Source organism: Coprococcus intestinihominis, assembly GCF_040096555.1.
Lineage (GTDB): Bacteria > Bacillota > Clostridia > Lachnospirales > Lachnospiraceae > Coprococcus_A > Coprococcus_A intestinihominis.
This window is the reverse complement of sequence record NZ_JBBMEK010000060.1, coordinates 1-13927: the sequence shown is the minus strand read 5'-3', so window position 1 is coordinate 13927 and position 13927 is coordinate 1. Positions and strand designations below refer to the sequence as shown.

The window sequence follows — 13927 nt, the reverse complement described above, 5'->3', positions numbered from 1 at the left end:
ATTTACCCTTCACAACTATGTGGACCTGTTTATGGACAGCAATTTCCTTGCATCTGTTGGACGATCTATCGCAATGAGTATTATTCCGATTATTGTGACGATCGTGATCGTCCTTCTGGCATTATTTGTAACGGCGATTTATTTTCCGAAACTTGAGAAATATGTACAGATCATCTGTATGATCCCTTATACGATTCAGGGTGTTATCCTTTCAGTCAGTATCCTGTCTCTGTATGTCGGTTCCAGTTCGATTCTGAGCAACCGTCTGGTCATGCTGATGGGTGCGTATTGTATCGTGATTCTGCCATATATCTATCAGGGTATCCGAAACGGTATGCGTGCGGTGAATATGCCGACACTGATCGAGGCAGCGGAGATGCTTGGTGCATCCAAGATCTATGCATTTTTCAGAGTTGTCGTACCGAATATTCTTTCAGCGATTATTGTATCGTCACTTCTGGCAGTCGGCATTATCTTCGGTGATTATGTACTGATTCGAAATCTTGCCGGAACATCTGCGCCGAACATGCAGATTTTCCTGTATCAGACAATGAAGAGCGACAGTACAAAGGCCAGTGCCGTATTCGTTGTTATCATGTTTGTTACATTTGTGATCACAGCCATCGTTCTGTTTATGAAGAGCCGTGAAGCAAAGGGAAAAACACACAGAAAATAAAGGAGTGAGGAAACATGTCATATATTCGTTTTGAAAATATTGTCAAGAGTTTTGGCAGTAATACCGTATTAAAAGATATCAATCTTGAGGTTGAAAAGGGACAGCTGGTGACGCTGCTTGGCCCGTCCGGATGTGGTAAGAGTACATTGCTTCGATGTCTATCCGGTCTTGAGACAGTGACATCCGGTAAGGTTTATCTGGATGACAAGGATATCACCGATGTTAATCCGAAGGACAGAGATATCGGTATGGTTTTCCAGCAGTACAGCTTATTCCCGAATATGGATGTCGCACAGAATGTGGCATTTGGTCTGAAGATGAAGAAAGTGCCGAATGCAGAGATTGATAAACGTGTCAAAGAGATGGTAGATATCGTGGGCTTATCGGATCATCTGCATCATTATCCATCAGAGCTGTCCGGCGGTCAGCAGCAGAGAGCAGCCCTTGCAAGAGCTATGGTGACGAACCCGAAGGTACTCCTTCTGGATGAACCGTTATCAGCCATTGATGCCCTTTTGAGACATTCCCTGCAGGTTGAGATCAGACGTATTCAGCAGGAACTGAATATGACAGCTATCTTTGTTACCCATGACCAGGATGAAGCCATGGTTATGTCCGATGTGATCCATCTGATGTACAACGGCAAGATTGAACAGTCCGCTACACCGACAGAGATGTATACAGAACCTGTTTCCAAGTTTGCAGCAACATTCATCGGCCATTACAACATGGTGCCGGTTGATGCATTCAAGAAGATGACAGGCGTTGACGGTGAAGGTACAGACGTAGCATTCCGTCCGGAAGTCATTGATATCAGCACAAAACCTGTTGAGAGAGAAGGCTGTGCGACAATCAAGGGACATGTTGTTGTCAGTCTGCCTCATGGCAATGTTCTGCGTTATGCCGTTATGTGCGGTGACCATCAGATTGATGTGGATGTTCTGTTTAAGAAAGCAACTATCATTCCGAATGGTACAGATGTTTATCTGACATTGAAGCAGGATGACTGTATTTTCCTTTAGAATTGAATTTGAAATCCTTATTGCAAAGCACTCAAAACAGATTTTGGCATTGCAGCTGTGAGAATACCAGACGGCTGCAGATGGAGGAGAAGAATGCAGCAATACAATTACATAGACAGCGCGTGGGAGAAGAAGAGCAGCGAGATAGACGGCCGATAGGGGCTGCCTGTTTCGCTGCGCTTTTTATGTTGGACTGTGGAGAATGTTTTCACGGCAGCCGTATTTATGTAAGTGTAAGCAATTTATCGCGCAGATAACTGCATTCAGTGCTGAAATATGGTAAAATGGAAAGCAGGAGATGATAAATATGACTAAGAATTTTGCGCACCGCGGTTTCAGCGGTAAGTACCCTGAGAATACACTTCTGGCTTTCAGCAAAGCCATTGAAGAAGGAGTGGACGGTATTGAGAATGATGTCCATTTGACTAAGGACGGCGTTCTGGTTGTCATGCATGATGAACTGGTAGATCGTACAACGAATGGCAAGGGCTATATCAAGGATAAGACTTATGAAGAGCTGGCCCAGTTGGATGCTTCTTATATTTTCAAGGAGTATGGACCACAGAAAGTGCCGACACTGAGAGAGTATCTGGAGCTGGTGAAGGATACGGATATTATCACGAATATTGAGTTGAAAACCGGTGTCTTTGAGTATACGGGTATTGAGCAGAAAGTCTATGACATGCTCAGAGAATTCGATATGGTGGACCGCATTATTATTTCTTCCTTCAATCATTATTCAGTCCTTCGTATGAAAGCCATTGACCCGGCTATCAAATGCGGTATGCTGGAGGAATCCTGGCTGATCAATGCGGGAGCTTACGTGGCTTCAACAGGTGTGGAATGCTTCCATCCGTTCTTCAAGAACATGACGCCGGAGAATGTGGCTGAGGTGAAATCTCACGGACTGGAGATCAATACATGGACAGTGAACGAAGAAGAAGATATCAGGGAGATGTTCAGAGTCGGTGTAGATTCCGTCATCGGCAACTATCCGGACCTTGTGAACAAGATCAGAAACAATGGCTGATAAAACAGCAATTCTGAGTGTTGGTATCGATGTAGGTACTTCCACTACCCAGGTGGTTTTCAGCAAACTGCAGATGGACAATGCGGGGGGATATTTTTCAGTTCCCAGAGTGGCTATTGTGGACAAAGAAGTGGTCTATAAGAGTGAAGTCTATATGACCCCTTTGAAGACAGATGTGCTGATCGATACGGATGCCCTTCGGGACATTGTGGCTGCCGAATTCCGTAAGGCCGGTTACAGGCCGGAGGATACGGACAGCGGTGCAGTGATTATCACCGGCGAGTCTGCAAGGAAGGAGAATTCCGATGCGGTGCTGAAAAGTCTGTCGGATTTTGCCGGAGATTTTGTTGTTTCGGCAGCAGGGCCGGATATGGAATCCCTGATTGCAGGAAAAGGCAGCGGAGCCTGGCAGTACAGTATGGACCATCATTGCCGGGTAGCCAATCTGGATATCGGCGGCGGCACCACCAACGTGGTTCTCTTCGAGGATGGAGAGACCCTGGCCAGAGGTTGTCTGGATATCGGCGGCCGGTTAATCTGCATGAACCCACAGGGCATCATTACGAAAGTCAGTCCGGCGGCAGCGGTGATGGCACAGGCGGCAGGCGTGTCCGTTTCTGTAGGAGACAGATGCGATGAGTTGAAATTGACGGCAGTGACGCGGCAGATGGCAGCGGCGCTGAATGCGTATCTGGGAGTTGGCACCAAAGATATTGATGCAATTTTAAGGCAAATTAAAACCCCGGGAAGCAGTGATTTTCCGGTTCCGGAGAAAGTACAGGCGGTATTCTTTTCCGGCGGTGTAGCAGATCTGATTTACCATGAGTCTGCGGATACATGGGCTTATGGTGATATCGGCGTTCTGCTGGGCAGAGCCATTCGGGAAAGTCGTTTATTTACGGATTTTCAAAAAATGGAGCCAGGAGAGACCATTCGTGCCACGGTTGTGGGTGCCGGGACATATACAACGACGATTTCAGGAAGTACCATTACTTATTCCGATGATATTTTTCCATTGAAAAATATTCCGGTGATCAAGCTGGATGAAGAATTGCAGGAAGCCTGCTTTGCCGGTGAGACAGAACCTGTTATCCGGCGGATCCAGTGGGTATTGGGACAGAATGATGAGGAACACTTTATTTTGGCGATGCCCGGCAAGAGAAACCCGGGATATATGGAAATGAAGCGGGCCGCAGCATCGATTCGGCAGATTATGGACAGGGTGCAGCCGCCCGGGGAACCGATTCTTCTGGTGATAGAGAGTGATATTGCCAAGGCCATGGGGCAGATGATCCGGCAGCAGCCGGATTTGAAGCGTCAGGTGGTGGCCATTGACAGTATTCATGTGGAAGACGGTGAATATGTGGATATGGGAAAGCCGATGATGAACGGCATGGTCATTCCTGTGGTAGTGAAAACATTAATTTTTGGATAAAAGAAAGAGGGTGATGGAGTGAAATTGGCAACAGTGCTTTCGGGGCAGGCATTTATTTTTCGTTCCCTGAAAGAGGTTCTGGCAAAGGCCAATGAGCTGAAATCCGGCGATGTGCTGGCCGGTGTAGCGGCATCCTCGGATTTGGAGAGAATTGCGGCGAAGGAAGTGCTCAGTCAGCTGCTTTTATCAGATTTGCGCAATCATCCGGTTGTTCCCTATGAAGAGGACGAAGTAACCAGGATTAATCAGGATGGAATTGATGAGACAGTTTATCAGCGCATCAAAAACTGGACGGTGGCTGAGTTGAGAGAATATATCCTCAGCCATGAGACTACGGAAGACGACATTCATCTGTTGAGCAAAGGTCTTACCAGTGAGATGGTGGCGGCGGTCTGCAAGCTGATGACCAATATGGATCTGGTGTATGGGGCCAGTAAAGTGCGTGTGCCGGCTCACTGCAATACCACTATCGGTCTTCGGGGTACATTGGCGACACGACTTCAGCCAAATCATTCCACGGACAATGTGGAGGGTATCACGGCATCATTATTTGAAGGCCTCAGTTACGGTTGCGGGGATGCACTGATTGGTCTGAATCCGGTCAATGATACGGTTTCCAGTCTTTCAGAGGTGCTGAAGCGTTTTGATGAAGTGAAGAACCGTTTTGAGATTCCGACACAGATCTGTGTGCTGGGACATATTACAACTCAGATTGAAGCCGTCAAAAACGGTGCTCCGGCGGATATGATCTTCCAGTCTATTGCCGGAAGCGAAAAAGGCAACAGAGCTTTTGGGTTTAGTGCTGAGACGGTGGAAGAAGCCATGGCACTTCTGAAGGAAAAAGGTACCGGAGAAGGGCCGGATGTAATGTATTTTGAGACAGGACAGGGCTCAGAATTGTCATCGGATGCCCATTATGGCGCCGATCAGGTAACGATGGAGGCCAGATGCTATGGCTTTGCCAGAGCGTATCATCCCTTTATGGTTAATACTGTCGTTGGTTTTATCGGGCCGGAATATCTTTATGACAGCCGTCAGGTGATCCGTGCCGGACTGGAAGACCATTTTATGGGAAAACTGACAGGTATTCCGATGGGATGTGACTGCTGTTACACTAATCATATGCAGGCTGACCAGAATGATATTGAGAATTTGTCCATGTTGCTGGCATCGGCCGGGGTTAATTATATTCTCGGTGTGCCTACCAGCGATGATGTCATGCTGAATTATCAGACGAATGCCTACCACGATGTGTCTACTATTCGTGAGATTCTAGGGCTTCGTCCGATTAAAGAATTTGACCAGTGGCTGGAAAAGATGGGTATTAGTGAAAATGGCAAGCTGACAAAATATGCCGGCGACCCGACTTTATTTACAAAGAGGGGAGGCGGTATCTGATGAATATAGATGAAGCGTTGATTGAACGGATTATCCGTGAAGTTGTTTCACAGGTTGTGGCTGAGAAAGCGGCCGGGGGCGGACAGAATCGCTTTGCTTCAGGAAATAATCAGAACAGCATGCAATCAGTGAATTTGGGACAGATTGAACAGCTGGTGAAAAATGTTGCTTCCGGTGATAGACAAACATCATCTGGTGGACAAACATCGAATGCCGGTGGATATCATCCAGAAGAGCCAGTTCATGATGTGGATATCGAGGAAGATATTACTTCCCGTGAAGTGAAGAAACGTCCACTGATCGATCAGCCTCAGGACCCGGAGGCGTTGGAAAGGATGATGCGTCTGACAACAGCCCGCATCGGTGTTGGCTGTGCTGGACCGAGGCTGAAGACCCAGACGCTGCTGACTCTCAGGGCAGATCATGCCAGAGCAAGGGATGCGGTTATGCTGGATGTGCATCAGGATGTTATTGACAATCTGAAACTTTTCAGTGTCCAGACCCGCTGTCAGGACAAGAATGAATTCCTGACCCGGCCGGATCTGGGACGAAGACTCAGTGAAGATGGGGTTCAGAAAGTCAAAGACCAGTGCATCGAAGGACCGGATGTGCAGCTGATCGTGGCAGATGGCCTAAGTTCCACCGCTATTAATGCCAACATTGAAAATGTGCTGCCGGTGCTAATGGATGGTCTTTCTGCTGCAGGATTGAGAGTTGGAACACCATTTTTTGTCCGTTATGGTCGTGTGGCTGTGGAGGATGAGATTGCAGAGCTTGTGGGGGCAAAGGTAGTCTGCATTTTCGTGGGTGAGCGTCCGGGACTTGGAACGGCGGAGAGTATGAGTGCGTATCTGGCCTACAATGCGAAGATTGGTATGCCGGAGGCACGCAGAACCGTTGTTTCCAATATCCATAAAGACGGTATCACGGCTGTAGAGGCCGGTGCTTATCTGACGGATCTTATTCAGAAGATTCTGGATAAGAAGGCCAGCGGTGTTGAGTTACAGAATTAGGCAGGGGGAATACATATGAAAAATGATCCGATCAGGACAAAGGTGCTGAGTATCAGGCTGATTCCCAATGCTGACAGATTTCTGCTGAAGGCGATGCAGGTGCAGGAAGGGCATAGAAGTCTTGGCCTGATCACAACGGACTGTGATGATGTTTCCTATGCGGCTCTTGATGAAGCGACCAAGAAGGCAGACGTGTCGGTGGCCTATGCAAGGAGCATGTACGCCGGTTCATCCAATGCCAGTACGGCTCTTGCCGGTGAGTTTATCGGTATTCTGTCCGGTGAGAATCCGGAGGATGTGAAAAGCGGGCTGGCGGCAGCCGTCAGTTACATAGAAAATGATGCCTGTTTTTACAGTGCCAATGATGATGACAGTATTGTTTATTTTGCCCAGTGTATATCAAGGACCGGCAGTTATCTGTCGGAGATGGCCGGTGTGCCGGAAGGAACGGCAATGGCTTATCTGATCGCACCGCCGTTGGAAGCGGTGACGGGACTGGATGCGGCGTTGAAAGCGGCAGATGTGGAAATGAACCTGTTCTATGGGCCGCCTACAGAGACCAACTTTGCCGGAGGACTGCTGACAGGTGATCAGGCAGCGTGTCGGGCGGCCTGTGAAGCATTTCGTGAAACCATATGCAGGATTGCAGAGCATCCTGTTGAAAACATAGATTAAGAGACTTTTGGAAAAGAAGGTGAAACAGAGTGGATTTTGATAAGGACCTCCAATCGATTCAGGAAGTGAGATGGCTTGTTGCGAAGGCAGTTGTAGCTCAGAAAGAGCTGGCAAAGATGTCACAGCAGAAGGTGGATGGGATTGCAAGGGCGATTGCTGATGCCTGTGCGGCTCAGTCGGAGCGTCTGGCGAAGATGGCCGTGGAGGAAACCGGATTTGGTATATGGCAGGATAAGGTATTGAAAAATCTGCTTGGTTCGGCGATTACATGGGATAGTGTCAAGGACATGAAAACTGTGGGTATCATCAAAGATGACAGGCAGAATGGGCTGATGGAAGTCGGCGTACCGATGGGAGTTGTGGCAGCATTGATCCCATCCACGAATCCGACATCCACAACGATGTACAAGTCGATTATTTCAATCAAAGCGGGCAATGCCATTGTCATCAGTCCGCATCCGAATGCCAAGAATTGTATTATTGAGACTGCAAAGGTCATTTGTGAAGCAGCCAGAAAAGCCGGTGCGCCGGAGGGTATTGTGCAGTGCATCACATTGCCGACCATGGAAGCCACAGATGCACTCCTGAAGAACAGAAATATCGGTATTATTCTGGCAACAGGCGGCGAAGCCATGGTGCGTGCAGCTTACAGTTCAGGTAATCCGGCCCTTGGCGTTGGCCCGGGCAACGGTCCTGCTTTTATTGAAAAGTCAGCGAATATCCCTGTGGCTGTCAAGCGTATTATGGACAGTAAGACATTTGATAATGGTACGATCTGTGCATCAGAGCAGAGTATTATTACGGAGCGTTGCGTTGAGCAGAAGGTGGTGGATGAAGTCAGCCGTCAGGGCGGTTACTTTATGACACCGGAAGAATCTGAGAAATTGTCCAAATTTATCCTCAGAGCTAATGGCACCATGAATCCGAAGATTGTCGGAAAGAGTGCGCAGACACTGGCAGATATGGCGGGCATCCGTATTCCTGCCGGTACAAGAGTACTGGTTTCAAGACAGAGAACCGTGGGTAAGGACAATCCTTATTCCAGAGAAAAACTTTGTCCGATTCTGGCGTTTTATGTGGAGGACGGATGGGAAGAAGCCTGCCGTCGTTCCATTGAAATTTTAAATAACGAAGGTGCCGGTCATACAATGACCATTCACAGTGAAGATGCAGATGTTATCCGTGAATTTGCCCTTCAGAAACCGGTGTCCAGACTGCTTGTGAATACACCGGGAGCTCTTGGCGGTGTCGGTGCAACAACCGGTCTTCAGCCGGCATTAACGCTGGGCTGCGGTTCTGTCGGCGGCAGTGCCACATCAGATAATGTCAGCCCGCTGAATCTGATCAACAGACGCCGGGTGGCTTGGGGACTTTGTGAACTGGAAGATCTGAGAAAACAGCAGGAGCAGATGACAGGCGTATCTGCTGCACCACAGAGTACTTTTGGTTCAGGCAGTCATGCAGGAGACAGCTGTGGACAAAGTTCTGTATTTGGCAGTGGTTCTAATGCCGGAGCAGCCTGCGGTAATTCCAATAATGGAGCGGCTTGCGGCAGTCCGGAGATTACGGAAGACGATATTGCCAGAATTACAAAGGCAGTACTTCAGAAACTGGGCGCATTAAATTAAAACGGCACCAAAGGTGCGAATCATGATATAATGAGCGTTAGTGAGCGGGAGCAAGCAATGCTTGCTCATCGCGAACGGCGAATGGCGATCATGATATAATGAAAACAATTAAATTCGGGATTTTCCCGCAGAATTACGGAGGTAAATATTATGGCAGACAGATTATTAGCATTAGGTATGATTGAAACAAAAGGTCTTGTAGGTTCTATTGAAGCAGCAGATGCAATGGTTAAAGCAGCGAATGTCAACTTAATCGGCAAGGTACATGTTGGCGGTGGTCTTGTAACTGTTATGGTAAGAGGCGATGTAGGTGCTGTTAAGGCAGCAACAGATGCAGGTGCAGCAGCAGCTTCCCGTGTCGGTGAACTTGTTTCTGTACATGTCATCCCAAGACCACACGAAGAGATCGAATACATTCTGCCGACACTGACAACTTCTGACAGATAGGACAGGCTTTTGGCCTGACAGCAGGTGAGCATAGATGGAGATTTTAACAGATATTGCGCTGCGGGCCCACTGGTTCCGCAGCCATGAGAAAGCGTACCATGTATCAAAGGATACGATGCTGACGCCTGCAGCGAGAGATTTTATCAGAGAACACGGAATCACGCTTATATATGAAGATTCAGCGTTGGAAGGACAGCCGGAAGTTGAAGTTTCCTCTGTACCGGAATCAGTTAAGGCAGTGAATCAGCTGCCGGATGCGGCGGAATCTGTTGGTGAGCCGTATAAGGCCATGCCCATGGCGGCTGTTCCGCAGGGAGCCGACCACAAACCGCAGTATGTCAATGGAGAGACAGGAGAAGTTCTCAGCGTGAAGCCTGAGAATATGACCCATCTTCATGGCAATGTTCTTGTACCGAAGACCCATCCGCAAATTGCTTTTCGCGGGATGCTGGACAGCCTGGAAGCGAAGATTATGTCTTTGCAGGTGGTGGCTTCTGAGAATGGATTGCATCGACTGACAGATGCACTGGATGAAGTGCTGGCATATGTACGCCAGATTCTCAGTGCAGAAGTTTTGGTCAAGGAACTCGGAGAGATCCATCTGCTTGGTTTGGACAGTGCGGGACTGCGTTATGAGTCCCATCATATCAAGGAGATTTATGGCATTCCGCATCCGATGCCGGAATACAGAATGGGTCGGATATGTATCGGTCTGAATGAGCTTAGAACTTTTGTCAGAGAGACAGAATTGGCGGCGGCCAGAGCTTTCCAGTCCGGGGATACATGTACACGGCCGGATATTGTGGAAGCCATGAATCGGCTCAGCAGTGTCATTTATATTCTGTTCTGCAGGCAGCTGACGGGCAGGTGGCCCGGTCAGCAGGAGCCGTCAGAGATGAAAGATTTTCCGGGATTTCTTGTGGAAGCATCCGGGCGTCATGTGCATCTGACGCAGCAGGCGATTGATGTGCTTTTCGGGGAGAATCTGCATGAGAAGAGTCCCCTCAGCCAGCCGGGACAGTATGCATCCGAAGAACGTGTCCGTCTGGTGACAGCCAAGGGTGAGATTGACAATGTGGTTGTTCTGGGACCGCCGAGAGGTGCTGTTCAGGTGGAGATGTCTCTGACAGATGCCAGAATCCTCGGTATTACGATACCTGTGAATCTTTCCGGTGATCTAAAGGGGGCCGCAGACGTGATACTTGTGGGACCGAAGGGTATTTACAATGCTGTGGGTTCCGTCATTGCATCTAAGGCACATATTCATATGACACCGGAGGATGCCAGATTATACGGTGTTGAAGATGGGGACAGTGTGGCTGTACGATTGGAGACAGAGCGTCCGGTGACGATTGATGATGTGATTATCCGTGTCAGTGAGAAATTCTCGTTGGCGATGCATATGGATTATGATGAAGCCAATGCCTGCTCCTACAAGAAGGGTGACATGGGCTATATTATCAAGAAGAATTAGGAAAATTCAGAGGCGTTGTTTCAGGAGAATGTCTTTGGATATCTATAGATGAAACACCCGATTTAGGGGAGGTTTTTGAGAAAATGGATGAAAAGTTAATGAAGCAGATTGTGGAGGCTGTCATGCAGGAATTGATGGCACAGCGGTCGAATGCTTCGGCATGCACGGAAGGGCTGGACAAGCTTCTGGTGATTGGTGATCTGCAGGCAGTGCCTGCGGATATGGCTGAGAAGTACCAGATTTTCCTGATTGACGACTATATTCAGAACAAGAATATTCATCGTTATCAGAAGATCCTGATCACCAGCCTGACATTGGTGCAGATGTCCGATATTGCTCAGGGGAGAGACGGTTCGCCGGAGGCTTGTGCAGTGATCTGTGGACTTCTGAATGGTTTAGATGTGTGCATGGCAGAAGCGGCTTTTCCACATAGGAAATATGCAGGAAAGAGCAGCAGCCGTCTGTATGAAGTCATTGAGAATAATGCGCGGATGTTGCAGTCCTTTGGCATTAAGCTGTTGAAAGAATGCAAAGTTGGAGTACCTCCAATACCAGCGAAGCCTCCGAAGTATCAGGCACCGCCGATCGAAGTACCAAAGGGCACCGGCCATACGACAACAGATCGTCTGATTACAGAGGATGTTGCCCGTTCTTTAATTGACGGCGGGAATACGGCAATCTGTCTGGCAGCCAATGCCATCGTTACACCGTCTGCCTGGGATTTGTTTAAGCAGAAAGGTATTGAAGTTATTAGAAAGTAGTCTGAACAGGATTGTTTTAGAAGTATTGATTTTTAGACAGGGTGCAGCCTGAGCAGCTGCACCGTTTGAAAAGGGGAGCACGGAATGCTGATATGTAAAGTTGTCGGTCATGTATGGGCGACGAAGAAGGAAGAGGGCTTAGAGGGCCTGAAACTGATGGTCGTACAGGAAATCGACGGTACCGGAAGAAAGAAAGGCAATACTTTTGTGGCTGCAGATGTAGTCGGTGCCGGTATCGGAGAACAGGTGCTGACTGTCAGCGGCAGTACGGCACGAAAGGCTTTTGGAAGAGATACAGTGCCGGTGGATGCTGCGATTGTGGCCATTATCGATACTGTTGAAGTGAATCGGGAAGCTGCCAGGGGCAGTGAATAGAGGTGCATGCATAAGTGGATCTGATAAAACAAATATTTGACAGCGGCGTTGTGGGATGCGGCGGTGCAGGTTTTCCAACCCATGTGAAACTGAAGGCATCACCGGAAATCCTGATTATCAATGGAGCGGAATGTGAACCGCTGCTGAGAACAGACCGATATCTGATGATTCATGAGGCTGAGAAGCTGGTGTCAGGAGTGGACCTGATCTGTCGTGAATTGTCGATACCTGAAGGCAGGATTGCCTTGAAAAAGACATATACCAAAGAAATCGAAGCACTGACAGCAGCTATTGAGAAGCTGCATTCGAAGGTGCAGCTGCATCTGATGGATAGTTTTTATCCGGCGGGTGATGAGCAGGTGGTTGTTTATGAAGTAACTGGCAAGGTGGTTCCTCCTGCAGGAATTCCGCTGGATGTGGGTGCTATTGTTGATAACGTGGCAACTATTATTGCCGTAGCTGATGCAGTGAGTGGTATACCTTTTACGGAGAAATATCTTACTGTGACAGGAGAAGTCAGGGAGCCGTCGGTTCTGAAAGTACCGGTGGGAACTTCCTTTGCCCAGTGTATTGAGATGGCAGGCGGAACGATATCGGACAAAGTGATGGTTGTTTCCGGCGGTCCGATGATGGGGGCACCGATGTCCTGGGAAGCAGCCATGAATGCGTCTGTGACAAAGACAACTTCCGGCATTCTGGTTCTTCCGAAGGATGGCGCTATTGACCGACGCAGGAAAACACAGCTGAATCATATGCTGAACCGGGCGAAAGCTGCCTGCATTCAGTGCACATTCTGTACGCAGCTCTGTCCGAGACATATGTTGGGACATCCGCTGCAGCCGCACCGCATTATGCGGAAAATAGCTATGAACATGCCGCATCAGGATAATAATGAGACGACAAAAGATCACTGGATTTTGCCGGAACTTCTGGAGGACAAGGATATCCGGCAGGCAGCCATCTGCAGTGAGTGTGGTGTCTGTGAAGTTTATGCCTGTCCGATGGGGCTTCAGCCGAGAGTGGTCAACAGTCTGATCAAAGGTGAGCTGGCGCAGGCAGGGATCCGCTACAGCAGAGAGGGCGATACCTGGGAGGCAGATGCTAACCGGCCATACCGTAAGGTGCCGACGAAGCGGATTGCGGCCAGAGCCGGTGTTGGTGCTTATTATCATATTGATGGACATACATATAAGGAAGAAACGGCTTCAAAAGTTGTACTTCCGTTGAAGATGAACATCGGTGTACCGGCAGAACCTGTGATTTCAGACGGTGTACATGTTGAAAAAGGGCAGCTCATTGCAGCCTGTCCGGAGGGCAAATTAGGTGCAAATCTCCATGCCAGTATTTCAGGAACTGCGCATTTGACGGGAAATGCCATTACAATAACAGAGGTGTAGGCAGATGTTAGAAACAATAGGATTTTTGGAATTGAATAGTATCGCTAAAGGCGTAGAAGCTGCCGACCTCATTTTGAAAACAGCTGAGGTAGATTTGATTTTTGCCAAAGCCGGATGCCCGGGTAAATACTACATTCTTTTTACCGGGGAAGTGGCAGCAGTCAAAGCATCATTGGATGCAGGTGCGGCTATCGGTGGTAATCATACTGTAGACAGCTGTGTCATTCCGAGGGTACATCCCCAGGTCATCAAAGCCATTAATCTGGCAGCAGAACCGGGAACGCCGGGAGCTATCGGCGTCATGGAATTTTTCAGCGTGACAGCTTCTGTTTATGCGGCAGATGCGGCAGTCAAAGCAGCTGATGTGGACTTAATCGATGTCCGGTTGGGAACAGGTATCGGCGGGAAATCCTTCGTCGTACTGACGGGAGAAGTCGCGGCAGTTCGAGAAGCCATCGAATGCGGTATTCATACGGAGAACGCAGAAGGAATGGAAGTATCACACGTGGTGATTCCAAACCCACGCAAAGAAATTTTCGATTCGCTTTTATAGGGGACCATGGCCGCTCAGGAGGCTGAGAACACAGCTTATGGCA

General features: G+C 48.5%; 14 protein-coding genes. All 14 read left to right on the top strand.

The window, feature by feature from the left end:
- The coding region (locus tag WMO25_RS06640) for an ABC transporter permease (RefSeq protein WP_349084681.1) at nt 1–676 on the top strand (676 nt) is incomplete at its 5' end.
- A gap of 14 nt (nt 677–690) precedes the next feature.
- Nucleotides 691–1698, top strand: a complete 1008-nt coding sequence (locus WMO25_RS06635; RefSeq protein WP_215690430.1) for an ABC transporter ATP-binding protein — start codon at nt 691–693, stop codon at nt 1696–1698.
- A 307-nt stretch (nt 1699–2005) separates the two neighbouring features.
- Complete coding sequence (locus WMO25_RS06630; RefSeq protein WP_117528885.1) at nt 2006–2728, top strand: glycerophosphodiester phosphodiesterase; 723 nt, start codon at nt 2006–2008, stop codon at nt 2726–2728.
- Nucleotides 2721–4163 carry an ethanolamine ammonia-lyase reactivating factor EutA gene (locus WMO25_RS06625; RefSeq protein ID WP_253058736.1) on the top strand — a complete coding sequence of 481 codons (1443 nt, stop codon included), beginning with the start codon at nt 2721–2723 and terminating at the stop codon, nt 4161–4163. The genes WMO25_RS06630 and WMO25_RS06625 overlap by 8 nt, the downstream gene beginning before the upstream one ends.
- Nucleotides 4164–4181: 18 nt before the next feature.
- Nucleotides 4182–5561, top strand: coding sequence for an ethanolamine ammonia-lyase subunit EutB (locus WMO25_RS06620; protein ID WP_117528887.1), 1380 nt, complete (start codon nt 4182–4184; stop codon nt 5559–5561).
- Entirely contained in the window at nt 5561–6574 is a 1014-nt protein-coding gene (gene eutC / locus WMO25_RS06615; protein WP_349084679.1) for an ethanolamine ammonia-lyase subunit EutC, read from the top strand. Before WMO25_RS06620 ends, eutC begins: the two co-directional genes overlap by 1 nt.
- A gap of 15 nt (nt 6575–6589) precedes the next feature.
- Entirely contained in the window at nt 6590–7249 is a 660-nt protein-coding gene (eutL, locus tag WMO25_RS06610; RefSeq protein ID WP_015513085.1) for an ethanolamine utilization microcompartment protein EutL, read from the top strand.
- A gap of 29 nt (nt 7250–7278) precedes the next feature.
- Nucleotides 7279–8877, top strand: coding sequence for an acetaldehyde dehydrogenase (acetylating) (locus WMO25_RS06605; RefSeq protein WP_349084678.1), 1599 nt, complete (start codon nt 7279–7281; stop codon nt 8875–8877).
- Between the two features lie 150 nt (nt 8878–9027).
- Entirely contained in the window at nt 9028–9324 is a 297-nt protein-coding gene (eutM, locus tag WMO25_RS06600) for an ethanolamine utilization microcompartment protein EutM (RefSeq protein ID WP_015513086.1), read from the top strand.
- A 34-nt stretch (nt 9325–9358) separates the two neighbouring features.
- Nucleotides 9359–10798 carry a phosphate propanoyltransferase gene (gene pduL / locus WMO25_RS06595; protein WP_349084677.1) on the top strand — a complete coding sequence of 480 codons (1440 nt, stop codon included), beginning with the start codon at nt 9359–9361 and terminating at the stop codon, nt 10796–10798.
- Between the two features lie 83 nt (nt 10799–10881).
- The gene (locus WMO25_RS06590; RefSeq protein ID WP_178755991.1) at nt 10882–11559 is read left to right on the top strand and encodes a hypothetical protein; all 678 of its coding nucleotides are present in this window, start codon (nt 10882–10884) and stop codon (nt 11557–11559) included.
- Between the two features lie 84 nt (nt 11560–11643).
- Nucleotides 11644–11934, top strand: a complete 291-nt coding sequence (locus WMO25_RS06585; RefSeq protein WP_015513089.1) for a EutN/CcmL family microcompartment protein — start codon at nt 11644–11646, stop codon at nt 11932–11934.
- A gap of 14 nt (nt 11935–11948) precedes the next feature.
- Entirely contained in the window at nt 11949–13331 is a 1383-nt protein-coding gene (locus WMO25_RS06580; RefSeq protein ID WP_349084675.1) for a 4Fe-4S dicluster domain-containing protein, read from the top strand.
- 4 nt (nt 13332–13335) lie between these two features.
- Complete coding sequence (locus tag WMO25_RS06575; protein ID WP_015513090.1) at nt 13336–13884, top strand: BMC domain-containing protein; 549 nt, start codon at nt 13336–13338, stop codon at nt 13882–13884.
- Nucleotides 13885–13927 lie beyond the last annotated feature (43 nt).